The sequence below is a fragment of the Alteromonas sp. CNT1-28 genome (assembly GCF_022348345.1).
Taxonomy (GTDB): domain Bacteria; phylum Pseudomonadota; class Gammaproteobacteria; order Enterobacterales; family Alteromonadaceae; genus Alteromonas; species Alteromonas macleodii.
The window spans coordinates 65,851-86,035 of record NZ_JAKREZ010000005.1 but is presented as its reverse complement, the minus strand read 5'-3'; the positions used below and the strand labels follow the sequence as shown (position 1 = coordinate 86,035).

At 45.8% G+C, this 20,185-nt stretch carries 16 protein-coding genes; 8 read left to right on the top strand and 8 right to left on the bottom strand.

The window, feature by feature from the left end; genetic code table 11:
• Window positions 1-52: 52 nt before the first annotated feature.
• A complete protein-coding gene (locus tag MHN02_RS04580; RefSeq protein WP_239244802.1) occupies window positions 53-721 on the bottom strand; it encodes a glutathione S-transferase in 669 nt (222 codons plus the stop codon).
• A 105-nt stretch (window positions 722-826) separates the two neighbouring features.
• Between MHN02_RS04580 and MHN02_RS04575 the strand changes: the two genes are divergently transcribed.
• The 4 genes from MHN02_RS04575 to MHN02_RS04560 all read left to right on the top strand — a co-directional run bounded on the left by MHN02_RS04575 (window position 827) and on the right by MHN02_RS04560 (window position 6,404).
• Window positions 827-1,144, top strand: a complete 318-nt coding sequence (locus tag MHN02_RS04575) for a hypothetical protein (RefSeq protein WP_239244800.1) — start codon at window positions 827-829, stop codon at window positions 1,142-1,144.
• 88 nt (window positions 1,145-1,232) lie between these two features.
• Window positions 1,233-4,079, top strand: a complete 2,847-nt coding sequence (locus MHN02_RS04570) for an EAL domain-containing protein (protein WP_239244797.1) — start codon at window positions 1,233-1,235, stop codon at window positions 4,077-4,079.
• 132 nt (window positions 4,080-4,211) lie between these two features.
• Window positions 4,212-4,826, top strand: a complete 615-nt coding sequence (gene ribA / locus MHN02_RS04565) for a GTP cyclohydrolase II (RefSeq protein WP_014947836.1) — start codon at window positions 4,212-4,214, stop codon at window positions 4,824-4,826.
• 135 nt (window positions 4,827-4,961) lie between these two features.
• The gene (locus MHN02_RS04560) at window positions 4,962-6,404 is read left to right on the top strand and encodes a DUF3300 domain-containing protein (RefSeq protein ID WP_239244794.1); all 1,443 of its coding nucleotides are present in this window, start codon (window positions 4,962-4,964) and stop codon (window positions 6,402-6,404) included.
• Window positions 6,405-6,485: 81 nt separating this feature from the next.
• On the opposite strand, the gene MHN02_RS04555 is transcribed toward MHN02_RS04560, so the two are convergent.
• A complete protein-coding gene (locus tag MHN02_RS04555; RefSeq protein ID WP_239244792.1) occupies window positions 6,486-7,358 on the bottom strand; it encodes a hypothetical protein in 873 nt (290 codons plus the stop codon).
• Window positions 7,359-7,531: 173 nt separating this feature from the next.
• On the opposite strand from MHN02_RS04555, the gene MHN02_RS04550 reads away from it, so the two are divergent.
• The 3 genes from MHN02_RS04550 (at window position 7,532) to MHN02_RS04540 (ending at window position 10,431) form a co-directional block, all read left to right on the top strand.
• Window positions 7,532-9,013, top strand: coding sequence for a methyl-accepting chemotaxis protein (locus MHN02_RS04550; RefSeq protein WP_239244790.1), 1,482 nt, complete (start codon window positions 7,532-7,534; stop codon window positions 9,011-9,013).
• A 36-nt stretch (window positions 9,014-9,049) separates the two neighbouring features.
• Window positions 9,050-9,568 carry a DUF6436 domain-containing protein gene (locus MHN02_RS04545; RefSeq protein ID WP_014947832.1) on the top strand — a complete coding sequence of 173 codons (519 nt, stop codon included), beginning with the start codon at window positions 9,050-9,052 and terminating at the stop codon, window positions 9,566-9,568.
• Between the two features lie 122 nt (window positions 9,569-9,690).
• Window positions 9,691-10,431: a glutaredoxin gene (locus MHN02_RS04540; protein WP_069943519.1), complete on the top strand. Its 741-nt coding sequence runs from the start codon at window positions 9,691-9,693 to the stop codon at window positions 10,429-10,431.
• A gap of 95 nt (window positions 10,432-10,526) precedes the next feature.
• Here the strand turns inward: MHN02_RS04540 and MHN02_RS04535 are convergent, their stop codons facing one another.
• The 6 genes from MHN02_RS04535 to MHN02_RS04510 all read right to left on the bottom strand — a co-directional run bounded on the left by MHN02_RS04535 (window position 10,527) and on the right by MHN02_RS04510 (window position 19,266).
• Window positions 10,527-11,507 (bottom strand): histone deacetylase family protein, encoded by a 981-nt coding sequence (locus MHN02_RS04535; RefSeq protein WP_239244788.1) that lies wholly within the window; start codon window positions 11,505-11,507, stop codon window positions 10,527-10,529.
• Window positions 11,504-13,345, bottom strand: a complete 1,842-nt coding sequence (locus tag MHN02_RS04530; protein WP_168533127.1) for a bifunctional acetyl-CoA hydrolase/transferase family protein/GNAT family N-acetyltransferase — start codon at window positions 13,343-13,345, stop codon at window positions 11,504-11,506. Before MHN02_RS04530 ends, MHN02_RS04535 begins: the two co-directional genes overlap by 4 nt.
• Window positions 13,346-13,458: 113 nt before the next feature.
• The gene (locus MHN02_RS04525; RefSeq protein ID WP_014947828.1) at window positions 13,459-13,956 is read right to left on the bottom strand and encodes an alpha/beta hydrolase; all 498 of its coding nucleotides are present in this window, start codon (window positions 13,954-13,956) and stop codon (window positions 13,459-13,461) included.
• A 56-nt stretch (window positions 13,957-14,012) separates the two neighbouring features.
• On the bottom strand, window positions 14,013-17,111 hold the full coding sequence (locus MHN02_RS04520) for an efflux RND transporter permease subunit (protein ID WP_239244786.1): 3,099 nt from the start codon (window positions 17,109-17,111) through the stop codon (window positions 14,013-14,015).
• Between the two features lie 21 nt (window positions 17,112-17,132).
• Window positions 17,133-18,278, bottom strand: a complete 1,146-nt coding sequence (locus MHN02_RS04515) for an efflux RND transporter periplasmic adaptor subunit (RefSeq protein ID WP_014947826.1) — start codon at window positions 18,276-18,278, stop codon at window positions 17,133-17,135.
• A 316-nt stretch (window positions 18,279-18,594) separates the two neighbouring features.
• Window positions 18,595-19,266 carry a DNA-J related domain-containing protein gene (locus tag MHN02_RS04510; protein ID WP_239244784.1) on the bottom strand — a complete coding sequence of 224 codons (672 nt, stop codon included), beginning with the start codon at window positions 19,264-19,266 and terminating at the stop codon, window positions 18,595-18,597.
• A 196-nt stretch (window positions 19,267-19,462) separates the two neighbouring features.
• Between MHN02_RS04510 and MHN02_RS04505 the strand changes: the two genes are divergently transcribed.
• Window positions 19,463-20,179 (top strand): DUF1499 domain-containing protein, encoded by a 717-nt coding sequence (locus MHN02_RS04505; protein ID WP_014975331.1) that lies wholly within the window; start codon window positions 19,463-19,465, stop codon window positions 20,177-20,179.
• The last annotated feature ends 6 nt before the right edge of the window (window positions 20,180-20,185 follow it).

Sequence of the window (20,185 nt, the reverse complement as noted above, 5' to 3'; positions counted from 1 at the left end):
AGCTGGCCGCAGTTTGCACAAAGTTAAAGTGCACGCAGTAGAGATAAACACACTAGGCGTAAGCGTATTCTCCCCCTTTCTCAAGCGCAGCTTTGTAGGCTTCTCTGGCATGAACCCGTTTTACGTAACCTTGAATGGCAGTAAAGTCCTTCGCACGCCCGCTGGCCACCAAAGACTCTAACGGAAATATCATTTGAACATCAGCGCCACTAGGTGCGTCACCCGCAAACCAAGTATTTTTCGATAAGTAAGATTCCACATAGCGTAAGCTCTGCGCTAAATTAGGGCCATAATAGGCATTTAAAATACCGTCTATCAGTTTGTTAGTAATTGGCTTAATAAAGAAAGGCTTCGAACCTTTTTGACGCGCTTTCTCCAGCACTAAGTTTGCCACTAGTGGCGGCATTAGCGAACCTTCAGCGAAATGCAGCCAAAACCAATACTGTTGAAGTGCCTCTGGGTCTTGAGGTACAGAAAATGCGTCTGTGGCGTGGTGGCGAACAAGGTATTCCACAATAGCACCAGACTCGGCAATAGCACCGTGCGGCGTAGTAAGCACCGGAGAGCGTCCCAGCGGATGAACAGCGCGCAATGAATCCGGCGCTAGGTTTGTTTTACTGTCTCGTTGATAGAATTCTATTTTGTACTCTATGCCTAGCTCTTCAAGAAGCCACAAAATTCGCTGCGAGCGAGAGTTATTTAAATGGTGAAGTGTTAGCATACCCCGTCCTTAATACGCTTAGATTAAAGCTATTGTTTTTGTGTTGTACTATATACACTTTATAAAGCAAGCAGGTTTACAATAACCAGCGAATTGATAAGTTCTATGCAAAATCTCACCAAAGAAGACATTCAACAGCACGCCGTGGTTAACGAACAAAGCGTAGAAATCCGCGTTGCATTACCTTTAACGCCTCTTAAAACTCAGCAGTGGGCAGAGCAGTTTTGTGAAATTTTTCACTTTTCACTATCCGACGCAGATTGGGGAGCCGATCGCTTTCAGGCGCTTATTACCACCCAATCCAGCAATACAAATTTTCAATGCATACTTTGCATTGAGTGGCTTTGCGAGGCGATTTGGCTGGAACCAGTAGGCACTCAACAATCACCGAATGCGATCTACCTGTATCTTCAAAACACGTAAGTATTACCACACCTTTTTCTTTCTGTTTGGCTTTTAGGACAGACTAGTATTATTCTATAGAAAACACATAATTAGCGCTTCAAGGATCATGCTAGTGCCAATCTCCCAGCTAACAAAGTACGTTGCAGCTTTGCTCATTAGTTGGGTGGTTCTAAGCATAAACGCCTTTGCCAGCCCACGGCTTGTTATCGATGAGTCTTTCGAAAGGGAAATCATCAACCATTATGCACGGGTATCAATTGCACCTAATAGCGCAACCTATTTTGATGTATTGACGGGAAGCTCCACAAAAACACCGACAGCAACGGCTTCTTCAACAGAACGTGTGTGGTATTCAACAGAGCTTGTCCACTCTGGCTATAGTGCCATTCCCTTAGTGCTTAATATCGACCGTCTAAACGTTGATGATTTGCAGATTTATCTTCTAGACAGCAGCCAGCGAATTATAAAATCGTACCGTTATCAAGCCGGTAAAGGTGACTATTCGTTAAGACAACCGCTTCCAAATATCAGGCTTGCTTTCACCCTTCAACCATACCAAGACGCTCGGTTACTAATCGCAGTGAAAGACGAGGGGCTAAAGTACTTTCCAATGTCACTATGGGAGCGAGACCTGCTTACTCAACATGACACTAATATGCTGACTTTGCTTGGTGCTGTGTCGGGTGTGATGGCACTCATTGCTTCCTATTTTCTTTTTTCCTACTTATATCAGCGTATTCCTACCCGCTTCTGGCTTACCATGTCGTCATTGGTGCTTATTGCGTTATTGTTCATTACAGAGGGTGGCCTCGCGTTTTGGCCTAGCCTGACCAACGCCAGCGAGCATTTTTACGCCGTATGCTTCGGCGTATTACTACTGTGTATTGGAAAAGTGACTCATCACCTGTTCTCTCGTGTGCCTTTTGTTTTAAGACTGCTAAATTATGCTCTACCTATTGCTGCTACCATTTACTGTTTTACCGTAAATGCTTATATGGTCACAATCACGCTGCTTATACTCACAGCGGCAATGGGTTTGTATCACGTTACCCTTGCTCTTATCTTTAAAGATAAAGGCAGTAGTGTTGTCAGCACCACTTATATTTTGGCCTGGCTATCTTTCTTTGCGTTTTACGCATTGGTGACCCAAAACCTTTTCAGCGACCTTATTTATACTGTCGATGTCGCGATGGGAATGCTGTTTTTCTTAACCTTGGGTTTCCTGTGTTTTGGATTTGCGGTCATCACAAAAGAGCAGGTACTCAATCAACATAAGCTCTCCTCTCAAGCTGAAACAATTTCTAGCTTAAATCACTTTTATGACTTGTTCCGAAACTCCGCTGAAGGACACTACACATCAACTTGGGACGGTAAGCTAATTTCAGTTAACCCTGCGATGTGCACGGTGTTTGGGTATGAGAATGAGGAAGAAATGCTTAGCGAAGGAGCAAGCACAAAAGCCTTTTATGCATCACCAGAAGACAGACATGTATTGTTAGGTGAGATATCACAGCAAGGCCACGTCACCAGAAAAGAGATACGGGGAAAACGTCGGGACGGCACAGAGTTCTGGTTTTCATTGTCTTGCCAGATCCGCGAGAACGATGAAGGAACTTACCTGTACGGCTCAATTATTGATATCACGGAAAAAAAGCAATCCGATTTAAGCCTTCAGTATTTGGCTACTCACGACTCACTAACCGGCGTATACAACAGACGGCAATTTGAATCTGTCTTCAAGGAAAAAGTGAATAACCACAGCGCGTTACCTGTGTGCCTACTCTTTTTAGATTTAGACCGATTTAAAGTCGTTAACGACACCTGCGGTCACAAAGCGGGAGATGTACTTATAAAAGACGTCGCCCGCCTGATTGAAAATACGCTGCTACCCAACGCGCAGCTAGCAAGACTCGGGGGCGATGAGTTTGGCGTTATCTATTCAGATTTAGATGCTGATGCGGTATATCTCAATGCAGTGAAAATACTCAATGCAGTACAGGCCTATCGGTTCATGTGGGATAACCGCATATTCAATCTGGGCGTAAGTATTGGCATGGTCGTATGCGATGATAGTAACGTTAGCTCAGGGCAGTATTTAAGTATGGCTGACGCCGCCTGTTATTTTGCCAAAGAGCAAGGCAGAAATCAGGTGCATAAATATAATAAAGATGATGAGAGCATGCAGCGCTATCAGCGTGAGTTGGACTGGGTCTCTTCTATAAACAACGCCTTGGAAGAAGGGCGCTTTGAACTTTATTACCAGTCTTTAAGACCTTTGAGCAAAGCCAGCGATGGTCACTATTATGAAGTGCTATTGCGCCTAAGGGAAAAAGACGGAAAAATTGTTGAGCCCGCTAATTTTTTACCCACGGCCGAGCGCTTTGAAATGAATGTAAATGTCGACAAATGGGTAGTCACAAATACGTTCAAATGGCTGTCTGAAAACCCTGAACATCTCGCTGAGTTAAGGCGATGCAGTATAAACCTTAACTGCCACTCATTAGCAGACAGAGATTTTACGTTATTCATTTTAAACGCTTTCGAAACCTTTAATATTCCTTACAACAAGATTTGTTTCGAGGTGATCGAGTCGGTAGCGATTATAAAAATGGAGGACACCCTTGCCTTTATGCGTACTTTTAATCGCCTTGGGTGTTCGTTTGCCCTAGACGACTTCGGTAGCGGCTTCTCTTCGTACAGTTACCTTAAAAGCTTGCCAGTTAATCAGGTAAAGATTGACGGTATGTTTATCAAGGATATGCTGAACGACAGTGTAGATACGGCTATGGTTGCGTCAATCAATGATGTAGCGAAAGCCATGGGTATGCAAACCGTTGGGGAATTCGTTGAAAATGAAGGCACCATGGCACAACTTGGCAAAATGGGCGTTGATTTTGCCCAAGGCTATAGCGTTGCAAAGCCTGCCCCGCTGCGAGAGTTTACGCCACTTTAATAACTGCACTTAATATACGTCTTACGAAAAAAGTGATAGCACTAGCGTCAACTCGCGTATAATAAAATGGTAGACTTGCAAAAAAAGAAGTCATCCCCACTTATTGCCTACTGTCCAAAGTGTAGAAGTAACATGAGTAGCAAACAGCCTAAATACGAATATGTCAGTACCGCAAAATTACCCACTCGCATGGGTGATTTTAAAATACACGGCTTTGTTGAAGCCAGCGGCCAAGAGCACGTTGCCCTTTCTTATGGAGAGTGGAAAGAAGACGACGTAGTGCCAATTCGTATCCATTCAGAATGCTTAACAGGCGATTCTTTATTTAGCACTCGCTGTGACTGTGGCTTTCAATTAGAAAAAGCCATGCAAAATATCGTCGATAATGGTCACGGTGTGCTTTTATACCTTCGCCAAGAAGGTCGCGGTATTGGTCTTTTAAATAAAATTCGCGCCTACAACCTTCAAGATAGCGGCATGGACACGGTAGAAGCTAACGAACATCTTGGATTTGACGCCGATTTAAGAAGTTACGATATCTGCAAGCTGATGCTAGATACGCTGAATGTGAAGCATGTTGAGCTTATGACAAACAACCCGAAAAAGTTGGCAGCACTAAAAGCGCTTGGTATAGACGTGGTTGCACGTAAGCCTATTGACCACGGTATCACCAAAGACAACAAGCATTACTTAAAGACGAAAACAGAAAAGCTTGGGCACGCTTTCGACCCCCACGTTTTCAAATAGACGAGTTATTTGAAAACGCCCACACCAATGTGGGCGTTTTCTATTCAGCTTGGGTTAATCATAGACTGGTTATAACGTATACAGACTTACCATTTAGCGCGCGAAAAGCCGTTGCTCATGCGCTAAGGAGAATGTATGAAAAACATAACCTTATCTGTGATTGTCGCACTGTCTAGTGTTTCAGCGCTACCTGCCATCGCCCAGTCGAACGCCAACCTTGCACATGCTTCTGCGTCAACGCAGCAATATTCTGACGCTGAATTAGACAGTGTACTTGCGCCCATTGCGCTTTATCCTGATACCCTACTTACTCACATACTGATTGCGGCTACCTACCCGCTTGATGTAGTTGCAGCCGACCGCTGGCGCCAAAGCAACAAGCATTTAACCCCGGAACAGGTGGAAAATGTGCTGGCGAGTGTTAACTGGGATCCCAGCGTAAAAGCACTTGCTCCGTTCACCGACTTACTCAGCACCATGGCGAACGATCTTCAGTGGTTACAGCAACTTGGTGATAACGTACTAATTGATCAAAGCCGTGTACTAGACCGAGTGCAGGTGCTTCGACAACACGCCCTCAACACTGGCAATCTGGTGACCAATGACTACATTGAAGTTGAACGGGAACGTGAGCCTACTCGCGAAATAATTTACATTGAGCCCCGTCAGCGGGAAGTGGTGTATGTTCCTTATTACGACCCTCATGTTGTATACGGTCACTGGTGGCACACAACTTCACCAGTTCGCTGGCGTCATCACGTAAGCTATCATCATCATAGCAATGTCTATTGGTCTCCTAGTATTCATCTTTCTACGTTCTTTTTCTTTGGCAGCGTGCACTGGCATAACCGCCATGTGGTTATTCACCGCGAGCCTGTACGCCGGTATTATCACGGTAGCCCAAGAAAACGCGTAATAAGCCGAGACTATCGTCGCTGGGAACACAACACGGTGCATCGTCGTGCGCGTTACTCTACTCGAGTAGTTCACAACGCGCCTTCGCGATATGAACATACGGGTGTGTCGCGGGAAAAGCACTTGTCTAATAAACACGTTAGCACGGTAAATACATCGAAACGCCACAATGACAAAAATACCGTAAGACCCATTGCGCGCACGGAGAATATCAAGACAGTAAGACGCACTATTGAACCAAAACAGGTAACGCCACTTAGAGAAAGTCGTTTTCAGAACAAGCAAGACTCGGTAAGCCGCAAACAATCAATTGAGCACGCGCTAAAACGCAATCAAGCGGCGAGCAGAAGCGAGAAGCCGACTAGAGACCGGACGCTAAGCCAGTTAAAGCGGGACAAACCCGCTCGGATATCAACGCCGTCAGAGTCGAAGCGATATGCTAATAGAGAAAACACGCTAAAACGCCCAGCTAAACAAAACATAAATCGAGAGCGAATTGAAAGAACGAGTCCGCAAAACAAGCCGGTGGCTCGAGAGAGCAGTAAGCCAAGACGAATTGAGCGGGCGAGGACTTCTTCAGTAAGCCGTGCTCAAGTTAAGAATTCTGAATCAAGCAGAAACAGGACGATAAAGCAGGGACGAACTGAGAAGACGCTGCGTTAGCACTAAATTAGAACGTTAGTTTCCTATCAGTAAGCCAGCAAACCTATAATTTGCTGGCTTCACTTTTCATTTATTTAACGCTTAGGCTCTATTCAAATGAAAGCTTATCAATGCGTCGACAAAGCGCAGGGGAGACTGTTCATCTAAATTGAAGTAAAGAGAGGGCTCAATAAGTTCAAGTTCCATTATCGCCCAGCCACTGCCCTGCCTGACTAAATCAACCCGTGCATAAAGTGCTTCGCAAGGCATTGCTGACAATGCTTTCTGGGCAATATCTAGTTGTTCTTCATCTACGGCAATGGGATGTAAGCTCCCCCCGTGTTCTTCTTGTACGCGAAAATCGCCTTTCTGCGGCACCTTTTTAATGGCATGGCTGTACTTCCCGCCAAAATAGAAAAGCGAGTACTCCCCTTCTTCAACCACGCTATTTAAGAAAGGTTGAATCATGAAATCACGTTGATTAAACGTATCAGAAAGCGCCTGTTGCTGTTCATGCCAATTTGAGACCGAGAGCTTAAACGTATCATCAGCATTAGCGCTAAGCGTAGGTTTAACCACCACAGTGTCGCAATTGAAATGGGAAAGGGCCTCATCAATAACACTGTTATTAAATGTATTACTCCACCGTGTACTTACAATAGGCACGCCCTTGCCCTGTAGGTCTTTTAAGTAGTGCTTTTCAATATTCCACTGCATAAGAGGCAATGGATTGAGCAAGGTTGCGCTCGACGCATCAATTTGAGTTAAACAAGCCAGAAAGGCCTCTGGATGCTGCTGATAATCCCATGTACTGCGCACAATCACGTAGTCAAACCTATCCCAGTTCTCTGACTGACTATGCCAAGATATGATTTCTATAGACCAACCGTTATCATTGAAAAACGGGATCAAAAGCTCGTCGTACACAAAGAAGTCTTCAAGGTGGTCAGTAGAAAGAAAGGCGATGGCAGGCATGATTGTGTCCTTTAGCTTATTTAGGCATTCGAAGATTAAACTTTTTTAATAACAGTAACTTCTATACAAAAGTTAAATGGCGTAAAAACCGTGACTTACGTAAACTGTGGCGAAGTTAGCACACCCCTTATTTTTAACCTACACTTAATCCCAAATACTTGTCGGAGATTGGCATGCAGTATCCTTGGCTCCTAGAAGGTCACAAGATTTTTCGCGTTGTAATTGTTATCCAACTGCTGATTGCGATTGGCATCGGTTTTTATACTGGCGAGATTCTTCCTGCATTTGTTATTGGTATTCCAATTGCTGTCGTACCACTTGTCCTTAGTTTGCAAACCCCCTATTCAGCGATAAGTCGCCATGCGATGGCTATCGGTGTTCAACTGCTGACAGCCCTCCACATCCACCAGTCATTCGGGTTAATTGAAGTCCACTTTGAAATCTTTGTTCTTCTGGCATTTCTTTCCTACTTTAGAGATTGGAAAGTAGTTGCAACCGGCACTGCAGTCGTTGCTGTCCATCATATTTCGTTCTTCTTTTTACAAGCGGGCGGCGCGCCGTTATTTATTTTTGAAGAGGGTCACGTAACCTTTCCTATCTTGCTGATGCACGCCGTATTCGCGCTTTCTGAGGGCGGTGTTTTGATGTACATGGCTAAACAAAGTCATCAAGAAGGTGCCGGTGCGGCCGAACTGCGCTTAGCTATTGAGACCATGCAAAAGGGTGACGGTAGACTCGATTTATCTATTGAGCTTAACCGAGGCCACAAAATTGTGAGACCATTCGCAGAGCTCATCGACCAAGTAAAAGCTTTAATTGAGCTTGCTTCAAATTTAACAGACGAAGTTGTTAGAGGCTGTGACAAGATGGAGCTGGCGGCAAACAACATGTTTGAAATCAGCAGAAACACTGACCAAGAGATTGCCATGGTATCGGCATCGTCAGAAGAAATCGCACAAACGATGCAGCTGTCTACCGAACAGACAACCCTTGCCAGCGACAAAGCCTCTGCGGCACAAAGTTCTTCGCAGACTACGCGCGACTCTATTTCCAACACAAGCCGCACCATAGATTCGCTGCGCAACACATTAAATGCGGCAGCGCAGACAAACTCGGCGCTTAACGAGCAGTGCGCGCATATTTCTGACGCAATGCGCTCTATCACCGCCGTTGCCGAGCAAACTAACTTGCTTGCGTTGAACGCAGCAATCGAGTCAGCCCGCGCAGGGGAACACGGCAGAGGTTTTGCCGTTGTTGCCGATGAAGTACGCACTTTGGCTATTCGCTCAAAAGAAAGTGCAGACCAAATCACAAGTATTACTGAGCAGCTAGTTGCCCAAACCGCCAGTTCAGTCGAACAAATGCAAACCTGCATTCAGCTGGTTGATGAAGCCGTTGTATCGAGCGATAACGCCACTTCAGCCATGACCCAGATCATGCAGCAAATTCGCGAAGCGAGCGAAAGCATGACCGAAATAGCGACATCAGCGGTGGAGCAAGAAACCGCATCGTCTTCTATAGCGCAAAGTACGGCGCGATTAAGCGAATTCACTTCTGAGGAACTGGCTACCGCTGAATCGCTAGCAGGCGAAGTTGAGGTGTTGTCACAAATCTCTCAACGCATGCGCAGTGCTATCGAGCGATTTAAGCTTTAACCAAAGCGCTAGAAGCACGCTGTTGGCATTTGGGTTATGCATAAAAAAACAAGCTGGATACTTTTGTTGTTATGGGCGGTGAGTTTACTCACCGCCTTGTTGGTTTACGGTCAGCGCCAGCTTTCTTCCTTCGACCCAAATGGTGATTTACTTCACCGCACAACAGCGCCTAATTTTGACGCTTCACTTGTCGAACTACTAAACGAACAAAATATTGCCCCTGGTTCTGTTATTCATGTGGGAACGCAGTCTCGTTGCTACTGTGAAACGTTAACTACACCCCATCAAACTCAGCTATTAACAAAGCTAGGAAATGACTTTCATCAAGTCAGAGTGAATATAGAAGACGTACCAGAACTCGCCGCTATGCTTGATGCAGTGCCCGCGCTTATAGTTTTAGACATGCAAAATCAGCTTCGCTATTTAGGTCCATACGCAACGGGCTACGGATGCTTTACCGGAAAGAACCTTGTCGAACAGGTTGTAAGCTATACCACACAACTCCCCTACAACGGTGCGGTAATTAACACTGATGCAACTGGATGCTTCTGTTAAACTCTTGGCATGGATTATGTAACTTATCTTTGTATATCGTGATATCACTATAAACATGGCAGAAGGCGCGCATATTTTGCGCACTAGGTGCCGTTTCGTGAAAGGTTTACAAGGAGTCCACAATGTCAAAGCGCGCCGTTCTTTATCGCATGGTTACCCCTGATCACATTTGTCCCTTCGGACTTAAGTCGAAAGATTTGCTAGAAAGAAAGGGCTACGATGTTGAAGACCATCACTTGTCCAACCGAAGTGAAACTGACGCTTTTAAAGAGAAGCATAATGTGAAAACCACGCCGCAAACGTTTATCGATGATAAGCGAATTGGTGGCTATGATGACTTACGAGATTATTTCAATTTGAAGCAAGAAAGTGAGTTCGGTTCGCGCTACACACCTATCATTGTGATTTTTTCTTTAGCCGCCCTTGTGGTATTTGCGCTCATGCTAAAAGGTGGACTCCCGACAGGTATTGAACCTTTCATAATGAATTTCATTGGCGTCACCATGGTGATCCTCGCATTACAAAAACTACAGGACATCGTAGCGTTCTCAAATCAATTCATTACTTATGACTTACTTGCAATGAAGCACGTAAGGTACGCGTATGTGTACCCTTTCGCAGAAGCGTTTGCTGGGCTTGGTATGCTAGCGGGGCTTCCCGCACTATTAGTTTCACCTGTTTCTATTTTTATCGGTGCAATAGGTGCAGTTTCAGTTATTAAAGCGGTATATATCGATAAACGTGAACTTAAGTGCGCCTGTGTGGGCGGTAATTCAGACCTTCCTCTTGGGTTTATCTCGCTTACCGAAAACCTTGCCATGTTAGGTGCTGGCCTTTACATGCTTACACGATGGATAGCCTAAGTTAAATGAAGGCTGATGCACCGGTGTTGAGCTGGTATCTATTACCGTGTTTACCCGTTGAATTAACAACACGATAATTCACTTGCTATGAGACGCTATTGAGTTTCTTCAATAGGGCGGCTCATACCTTTAAGGTGCGACACCACACTGCGGCCTAGTGCACTTAAATCGTAGCCACCTTCTAACATGCTGACTATGCGACCGTGACAACACTCGTCAGCCACTGCGCGAAGTTGTTGGCTTATCCAGAAATAATCGTCTTCCACCAGTCGCAAATGCGCCATAGGATCTTCTGCGTGGGCATCAAAACCCGCTGAGATAAAAATCAGCTCAGGTTGAAAGTTGCGCAATGCGTTAAACCAGTGCTGCACTTTTTCTCTAAATACCTCACCTGTAGAGCCTGCTTCTAGTGGTACAGAAAGAATATTACTTGCCGACACCGGTGAACCACTGTGTGGATAAAAAGGATGCTGGAAACTGCTGCAAAGCATGATGCGTTGATCGCCAGCAACAATTTGCTCGGTACCGTTTCCGTGGTGAACATCAAAATCGATTATGGCAACGCGCTTTAGTTCATAGTTTTGAAGGGCATAGCGCGCGGCTATAACAATGTTATTAAAAATACAGAAGCCCATAGCGCTGTCGTATGTAGCGTGGTGACCTGGCGGCCTTGTCGCGCAGAACGCCTGCCTGTCACTACCTTCCATAACCCAATCCACCGCGTTACATCCCGCACCAGCCGACTCAAGTGCTGCATTTAAGCTGTGTCGCATCAAGCCGGTATCTTCGTCTAACCATGCCACGTTATCCTTGCGTTCGGAATAGAGCGTTTTTTCGTGGTCTCTAAATATGGACTGAGCCGCATGCTCAAACACACTTTTCACATAGTAAGGGTCATGGGCTAGCTTAAGATAAGCTTCAGCAATTGGCGTAGCATCAGCGTGCTCACACACCATATCGAGTCCAGAAGACAGTAATTGGTCGTCTATGGCGAACAGGCGGTCCGGTGACTCGGGATGATCTTTCCCCAAGTCGTGTTTAGTGCCGTGTTTGCCGCGAAAAATTTTAATTGTCATGCGAGTGATGCCACATCTAGTACTAACTCTATGTCACTGGGGTCGCCAGTGAACTTCCGTTTAAATTGCGCTTGCTCGAAAATGGCAATCATCGGGCTGTTGTCGCCACGCACGTAGGCCATCATCTTTGCAATGCCTCGTTTTTTCGCAACGTTGATCAATTCGTTTAGCAGCCTGCTTGCCATCCCCTTCCCTTGCTGGGTTTCACGGGTAACAAACGCTGCTTCACAGGTATTGTCATTTGGATTGAAGTAAAACCGCCCTACTGCGTGAATGGTAATACGGGAGCCTTCTTGCCTTACAATACATAACGCCGCATCTGAGCTTTGATCCACCGACACCAAATTACACGACTTTTCGCGCGACATTTGCTTCGGGTCGTAGTTGTAACGCAGCCTTAGTGTTTCTTTCGTATGGGAGTAAAAGAATTCCTGCAAACGCCTTTCATCGGCGGGGTTCAGCGGGCGCATGTAATAGGTTTCCCCCTGAATATTCAGTTTTTTAAGCTGAATAGCACCCAGTTCTGGAATATCGGTTGGGTACTTTTCCTGATAATGAGGTACCCAATAATGCTGTCTTACTTCTTCTAAGAGCGCTGCACGGAATTTGGGGTGTGCCACACGAATAAGTTCCAATGCACGCTCTCGAATGCTTTTGCCTTTAAGCGATGCTATGCCGTATTCGGTCACCACGTACTGAACATTGCCCCGCGAAGTAACAACACCCGCCCCTTCACTTATACGGGGTGTGATACGGGAAATGGTTTCATTCTTGGCAGTAGAAGGCAGCGCTATAATCGCTTTCCCACCTTTGCTGATAGACGCGCCCGTTACGAAATCAACTTGCCCGCCTATGCCACTGTAAAAGTCGTAGCCCAATGAATCGGCGACGACCTGACCGGTTAAATCCACTTCAAGCGCACTGTTAATGGCAACCATATTATCGTTCTTGGCAATATTGGTGGGTTTGTTTACGTAGCTACTTGGATAAAACTCGATGTGAGGGTTGCTGTCGATTAAATCGTAAAGCTGGCGAGTACCAATAGCAAAGCTAGTAACAATTTTACCGGGGTGGAAAGTCTTCTTCTTGTTGGTGATAGCGCCCGACTCCAACAGTTCAATAATACTGTCGGTGAGCATTTCGCTGTGAATGCCTAGGTCTTTATGGTTACACAGATATTTAAGGGTGGCACTCGGTATTTTCCCAATACCAAATTGCAGCGTTGCACCATCGTCCACCAGCATAGATACATACTGACCAATTCGCTCTGCCACCGAATCGATAGGCGGCGGCGTTACTTCAACAAGCGGCTCTTCGGCTTCAATGCAGGCCGTTATTTCGCTGATATGAATATAAGAGTGCCCGGCGGTTCTTGGCACCTGAGGATTAATTTGAGCGATGACCCTTTTGCTTTGTCTGATTGCCGACATAGCAATATCCACTGCAGGACCTAGTGAGCAATAGCCGAATTCATCGGGTGGGCTTACGTTAACCAGCGCAGCATCCAGTGCTAGCGTACCGTCGCTAAATAAGCTTGATATTTCAGACAGGAAAACGGGGGTATAGTCAGCGCGGCCCTCATCGACCGCCTTACGCATGGCTTCGCCACCAATGAAGAATGTATTCGCTTTAAAGAGGTTTTTATACTCTTCTTTCACCCATCGGGTGTCGCCTAAAGCCAGCATATGAACCAGCTCGATGTCGCTAAACCCTTCGCTGTTATCAATGAGATGCTGCACTAGTGCATGCGGCACCGAGGCATTTCCGCCAACAAAGACACGGCAACCAGACTTTATCAGCGACGACCATTGTGGCGCTTGAGGTAAACTAAATGTCATTTCCATCTGCCCTGTTTTAAGCAATAACTCATCATGCCATAAAAACAGGCGCTTTCCCGCATTTGCGTAAGCGTGAACTATAAGCGATTGGTCGTAGGCTTACCGATTCATCATTAGTATCGAAATTTTTCCAACCAATTTCTGAAAAACGGAGAAATAACAGATTTGCTGTTCGCGAGGCGATGGCCGTCATTAAGTAATAAGAGCTGAGCTTTTTGATGGCGCGCGTACTTTAAGCTATTTTCGATAGGCACGATATCGTCATTCCAGCCGTGCACTAGGCTCACATAGCCGTCGTAGGGGAACCGTTGAATTTCGTAGTTTGGCAAATACAGTGCAGGAGCCATAAGAAATACGCCTCGTGCCGAGATTTGGCTTGCTGCGGCAAGTGACACATAGCCGCCCATGCTTGAGCCAACCAGAACAACATCATTGCACTTTTCAGCAATAAACTCTTTAAGTCGCGCTAGGCGAGCTTCCGGGCAGTCGAGATCTTGATAATCAATACTCTCGACGCCAAAACCCATATCGCTCGCTACATTTGAAAGCGTTGTTATTTTACTGCCCCATGGACCGCTTTCTTTGCCGTGAGAAAAAACAACGGTGGTCATTACCGATATCCCTATTCAAAAATGAAAAGTTTTTCCCACTCTAGCGCACTTGCTTGTTACTTGTCTTCCCTATGAAAGAGTTTTTCTACCAGCACATAGAACATGGGCACGAAGAAAATCGCCAAGAAAGTAGCGGCGAACATACCACCCATAACCGCAATACCTATTGCATTTTGGCTGGCTGCGCCTGCTCCGCTAGCTAGTGCTAACGGCGTTACCCCCAAAATAAACGCCATTGACGTCATTAAAATTGGGCGGAAACGCTGAGAGGCTGCATTTGAAACCGCAGTCATTAAACCTTCGCCGTTTTCGTACTGCTCTTTTGCAAATTCGACAATAAGAATAGCGTTTTTCGCCGCCAAACCTACGGTAGTCAAAAACGCTACTTGCAGGTACACATCGTTCGGCAAGTTGAAAATAAACGCAGCGGTTACCGAGCCAAGAATACCCAAAGGCACCACTAACATAACGGCGAATGGTACAGACCAGCTTTCGTACAGGGCAGCTAAGCACAAGAAAACAATCAAGATTGATAGTGCGTAAAGCATAGGCGCTTGCGAGCCTGCTTCCTGCTCTTCATAAGATAGGCCTGACCATTCAATTGCGAAGCCTGGCGGTAACTGCTCAACCAATTTCTGCATTTCAGCCATTGCTTCACCCGAAGAGATACCTTCAGCAGCACTACCTTGAATATTGACAGACGACACGCCGTTAAAACGCTCTAACTTAGGTGAGCCATAAACCCATTCAGTGGTCGAGAACGTGTTAAACGCCACCATCTCGCCGTCGCTGTTGCGAACAAACCACTTATCCAAGTCTTCAGGGGTCATGCGATGAGGCAAATCTGCCTGCATGTAAACACGCTTTATTCGACCTTTATCAATAAAGTCATTTACATAGCTGGACCCCCACGCTATTTGAAGCGCGTTATTGATCTCACTTAAATTCAATCCAAGTGCCGACGCTTTCTCGCTATCAATATTGATTTTAAATTGAGGTACGTCACTTAAACCATTGGGGCGAACGCCAGCCAGCTTTGGATTCTGCGCTGCCATGCCCAACAGCTGATTACGCGCATTCATCAGCGCTTCGTGACCATTTCCACCACGGTCGACCAGCTGCATATCAAAGCCCGTTGCATTACCTAGTTCCATGATAGGCGGAGGCACTATGGGAAAGGCTGAAGCATCTTGAATTTGGCTAAACGCGCCAAAAGCTCGGTTCATCACTGCAAACGCAGAATTGTTTTCGTCTCTTACACTCCAGTCGTTGAAGTTTAAGAAAGCCATACCCGCGTTTTGCGCCTGACCCGCAAAGCTAAAGCCCACAACCGCGAACATGCCGTTAACCGCGTCTTGTTCTTGTTCAAGAATATAGTCTTCCACTTGCTTGATAGACTCGAGCGTACGGCCAGCCGTTGCACCAGGCGGTGTGCTTACCAACACCATCATACGCCCTTGGTCTTCATCTGGAAGAAACGCACCAGGAAGCTGGCTGAAAATAAATGCCATACCACCTACCAGCAAACCATAAACAACGAAATAGCGCTTAAAGCGTTGCGCCATATGAGTTGTAGTCTTTTGATAGCGATCGCGGCCTTTGTTAAACGTGCGGTTAAACCAGCCAAAGAAGCCTTTGTTCTTGTCATGGTTTTCCGGATGCTTTTTCAATAACGTGGCGCACAAAGACGGTGAAAGGACAATGGCGACCAATACCGAAAATGCCATAGCCGACACGATAGTAACCGAGAACTGACGATAAATAGCGCCTGCTGAGCCGCTGAAGAACGCCATTGGAATAAATACCGTTGAAAGCACGGCCGCAATACCAACAAGTGCACCTGTGATTTGAGTCATCGACTTTTTAGTGGCTTCGGCAGGTGAGAGACCTTCCTCTTCCATAATACGTTCAACGTTTTCCACCACCACGATGGCATCATCTACGAGCAGACCGATAGCAAGTACCATAGCAAACATGGTTAGCACGTTAATACTAAAGCCAAATGCCAGTAGCACAGCAAAGGTGCCGAGCAATACCACAGGTACCGCAATGGTAGGGATCAACGTTGCACGCCAATTTTGAAGGAACAGTAGCATCACCAAGAATACCAGTACTACCGCTTCAATAAGCGTATGTACTACCGACTCGATAGACAGCTCGATAAAAGGAGAACTATCAACCGGGTAAACCACTTTAACTGTATCTGGCAAATTCGAGCGCAGTTCTTCAACTCGGGCTTTTACTGCCTTAATGGTATCTAGTGCGTTTGCGCCAGAGGCAAGGCTTATCGCCATACCTGATGCAGGCTTGCGATCGTATCGAACAATAACGTCGTAGCTTTGCGCACCCAGTTCAACACGCGCAACGTCACGCACGCGAACCTGAGAACCATCGGTATTTACGCGAAGTACGATGTTTTCGAAATCTTCAACGGTTTGAAGGCGACTTTGCGCTTGAATAGTCGCGTTAATTTGCTGATTTTCTATTGCAGGCATGCCACCTAATTGACCAGCAGACACATCTGTATTTTGTACCTGAACGGCGCCTTGAACGTCAGTAGGTGTAAGATTGTAGCTGTACAGTTTATCTGGATCTAACCATATACGCATTGAACGCTGCGCACCGAATACCCGTACATTTCCCACCCCATTAACACGGGAAATCGGGTCGCGAAATTGAGAAACTAACAGGTCGCTCAGGTCATATTGCGTCATTGAGTCGTCTTCAGAATAGAAGCCAACTGCCAATGCAAATGCGCTATTTGCTTTAGTTACGGTTACCCCTTGTTGCTGTACTTGAGTAGGCAACAGTGGCAGTGCACCCTGCACCTTATTCTGAGTTTGTACTTGCGCAATATCAGGATCAGCACCAGGCTCAAAAGTGAGCGTAATAGACATGCTGCTGTTCGAACTGCTTGCCGAGAAATAACGTAGGTTATCAATTCCCGTCAGGCTTTGTTCTATTACCTGAGTAACCGAGTTCTCTACGGTTTCTGCAGATGCTCCAGGATACGTTGCTGAGATAGTCACCGAGGGCGGTGCCACCTTGGGATATTGTTCAATGGGGAGTGAGGTAATTGCCAACACACCCGCCATCATTGTGATAATTGCCAGCACCCATGCAAACACGGGCCTGTCTATAAAGAAACGAGCCATATTACTTAAATCCCTTGTTTGCTATCGTGAGCCACGTGATGATGGTTGCCACTCTGACGGATTAACTTTCGCGCCAGGCTTCACCTTCTGATATCCAGTTACAATTACCTTTTCGCCTTCGCTCACACCGCTTAGGGCAACATATTGGTCTCGATAGATTTTGCCTATTTCCAAGGTACGACCTTCTACTTCGTTGTTCTGGTTAACAACATAAACTGAAAGCGAACCGTCTGGTTGGCGTGTCGTTGCGCGTTGAGGAACAAGCAGCGCATTTTCGCGTCCAGTAATGACGTGGCCTTTCACAAACAAGCCAGGCAGCAATACGCCATCTGGATTTGGCATTTCAGCACGAAGTGTTACCGAACCAGTGGTCTCATCAACCGTTACCTCAGAAAATTTAACGCTGCCTGTTTGGTCGTAACGCTTGCCTGTTACTTCATCTACCGTTAATTCAACATCCATTGAACCTTGGTTTCTCATTGACTGGCGAAGCGTAATAATTGACGCACCTGACTCCTGCATATCAATGAAAACTGGGTCAAGCTGTGTAATGGTTGCAAGTTGCTGAGATTGGTTCGTGGTAACTAGGGTACCTTCAGTAACAAAAGAGCGGCTAATACGTCCGCTGATTGGGGCGTACACTTTGGTGTAACCCATATTAACCTTCGCTACGTCAACAGCAGCCTCAGCTACGCTAATTGCCGCTTGCGCTTGATCTTTCTGAGCAATTACGTCGTCATATTCTTGTTTGCTTACCGCGTTTTGCGCAACAAGGTCGTCATAGCGTCGCGCCTTTGCTTCCAACGTTTTAAGGTTCGCTTGAACACTTTTCAAATCGGCTTTTGCGCTATTTAACTGTGCTAGATAACGGGCTTCGTCAATTTGATAAAGCTGCTGTCCTTTTTCTACATGTGCGCCTTCTTCAAACAAGCGCTCCGTAATAACACCATCTACCTGAGGACGCACCTGAGATTGACGAGACGGGCTTACGCGGCCCGGTAACACCATTTCATGTACTACAGGTTCTTGTTTCAGTGTAACTACCGATACTGAGGGTGCAGGCATACCTTGCTGAGCACCTTGCTGTGCTTGCTCGCCTTCATTCGAACACCCAATAACGCCGACAAGGGTTATTAATGCTGCAGTAACATAAAAAATGCGACTCATAAATTTTCTATTTCCCAATAACTTTTTGTACAGAACACGGCCTTTGCTCTGCATATCCAATTTTAAAATTAAAGCTTATTGCTTCCGGTGCACCGAATTATCTAGCGCATTTCAAAGCCTGAAACTGCGATAATTGGTTTTGAAGTGGCATAGTTAAGCGATCATTGATACGGATCTACGCTCTTATAGGTCATATTGTGCGCATTTATAGATGATAATAAAAGTCAATGAAGTTGAAATTACTGAAGTTGTCGGTCAAATACCTGAGCGTGTATACGTTATACGAATAAAGCGAAATCACAATGCACTTAACGTTCTATTTTAACGAATAATAACCCAGCAATAACTGGTAGGCGTGAATGACGTCTTGGGCTTCCTGTTGCGTTCCTCCCTTATCAGGGTGAACCAACTGCAGGGCTTTTTTATATACTCGTTTTAGTACCGACAAAGATACATGTTCATCTTGGGGCAGGCCCAGAAGCGCGTGGGCATCAGCAATATCTTCCTGCTCAAAGGTGTGCGCGTTTCCTGAGGCCATGCGATGCCAAAACGCATTAAGCAGTGCATCTACACTTTTTCTGTCGGCCTTCTCAAAATTGCCCCAGTCCAAATAGTATTCAGCTAAGGTATCAGCTTCGGTTATTGCTCCAGCCTTTTCCTGGCTTTTTTTATCATTGTCGCTGCGAGCACTTTCTTGGTTTAGCTTAATATTAAGAGTATGAATGTCTAGCACGCCTTCGCCCTGTTCTATCCAACTATGTTTAAGTTGGTAAAGGGCGTGAAACACAATGAAATGGGTTTTAAAGAGCATTAAAGGCTCTCGTAACGAAGCGTCATCAAAAAAGTGATATGGCGCTTTTTTCAAAATCTCAATGAGCTCATACTCGCTCACACCACGTTGAAAAAGCGGCTTTTGTGTCGATAACGTATCAACAAGTAGTTCGGCTTGAAGCACGTAAGCTTCGCTGGCATCAGGCTGATTTTGCAAAACTAATTACCTTGCTTTAAATAGGGTTCATCCAGGGCCTGCTGGTCTTTAATGTACGTTAAAGACCAACAGCCCTAGTGTACAAACATGTTAAATATTGGCCTAGTACCGATTTTATTGCTAGAAAGTAATCCAAAACACAACGTTCACTGTTAAAGTAGCTTAGTAAAAATAAAATAATAACTTTGGAGTTCACTTGAAAGCACTCATTGCCCTTACCAGTATTGTCGGTTTCCTTATGGTGGTATTACCCGGCCCCCTTTATCAGTATGCCGGTGTGAGTTTAGGCACCGCATTTACTTCACTGCGATTTGGCGTGTATGTGGGCGGCGCAGCGTTGATACTCATTATTTTGCAGGTTTTGATTAACCGTAAAAACGTTAGCTGGGGAAGCACCTTTATCTGTGCCATTCTTGCCCTGGTTGCTGTGGGAATGCCGGTGAGCATGATGAGCAAAGCCAGCGCAGTTCCTCCGATCCATGACATTACTACCGATGTCACTAATCCGCCGGAGTTCGTTGCAATTGCTCCGCTACGCGAAGGTGCGCCTAACTCCATCGCTTACGAAGGCGGTGAAGTCACTAAGCAGCAACTAGAAGCTTACCCTGAAATTAAAACTCAATTGCTGCCGCAACCTGCAAATGAGGTCTTCATCGCTGCAGAAAAAGCCATAGAGGCGCTTGGATGGGAACGCGTTAATGAAGGCGCATTGCCGAACACCTTAGAAGCCACCGACACCACAGCGTGGTTTGGTTTTAAAGACGACGTAGTTATTCGTCTAACCGCTAAAAGCGACGACACACTGGTTGATATCCGCAGCAAATCACGAGTAGGGAAAAGTGATTTAGGCAAGAATGCTGAACGTATCGAAACCTTTATGGCAGAGCTTAGAAACCAACTTGGATATCACTAAAACCTG

Coding starts and splice junctions, on each gene's coding strand:
- MHN02_RS04580 (WP_239244802.1), bottom strand. CDS start 721: ATGCTAACACTTCACCATTTAAATAACTCTCGCTCGCAGCGAATTTTG.
- MHN02_RS04575 (WP_239244800.1), top strand. CDS start 827: ATGCAAAATCTCACCAAAGAAGACATTCAACAGCACGCCGTGGTTAAC.
- MHN02_RS04570 (WP_239244797.1), top strand. CDS start 1,233: ATGCTAGTGCCAATCTCCCAGCTAACAAAGTACGTTGCAGCTTTGCTC.
- ribA (WP_014947836.1), top strand. CDS start 4,212: ATGAGTAGCAAACAGCCTAAATACGAATATGTCAGTACCGCAAAATTA.
- MHN02_RS04560 (WP_239244794.1), top strand. CDS start 4,962: ATGAAAAACATAACCTTATCTGTGATTGTCGCACTGTCTAGTGTTTCA.
- MHN02_RS04555 (WP_239244792.1), bottom strand. CDS start 7,358: ATGCCTGCCATCGCCTTTCTTTCTACTGACCACCTTGAAGACTTCTTT.
- MHN02_RS04550 (WP_239244790.1), top strand. CDS start 7,532: ATGCAGTATCCTTGGCTCCTAGAAGGTCACAAGATTTTTCGCGTTGTA.
- MHN02_RS04545 (WP_014947832.1), top strand. CDS start 9,050: ATGCATAAAAAAACAAGCTGGATACTTTTGTTGTTATGGGCGGTGAGT.
- MHN02_RS04540 (WP_069943519.1), top strand. CDS start 9,691: ATGTCAAAGCGCGCCGTTCTTTATCGCATGGTTACCCCTGATCACATT.
- MHN02_RS04535 (WP_239244788.1), bottom strand. CDS start 11,507: ATGACAATTAAAATTTTTCGCGGCAAACACGGCACTAAACACGACTTG.
- MHN02_RS04530 (WP_168533127.1), bottom strand. CDS start 13,345: ATGACATTTAGTTTACCTCAAGCGCCACAATGGTCGTCGCTGATAAAG.
- MHN02_RS04525 (WP_014947828.1), bottom strand. CDS start 13,956: ATGACCACCGTTGTTTTTTCTCACGGCAAAGAAAGCGGTCCATGGGGC.
- MHN02_RS04520 (WP_239244786.1), bottom strand. CDS start 17,111: ATGGCTCGTTTCTTTATAGACAGGCCCGTGTTTGCATGGGTGCTGGCA.
- MHN02_RS04515 (WP_014947826.1), bottom strand. CDS start 18,278: ATGAGTCGCATTTTTTATGTTACTGCAGCATTAATAACCCTTGTCGGC.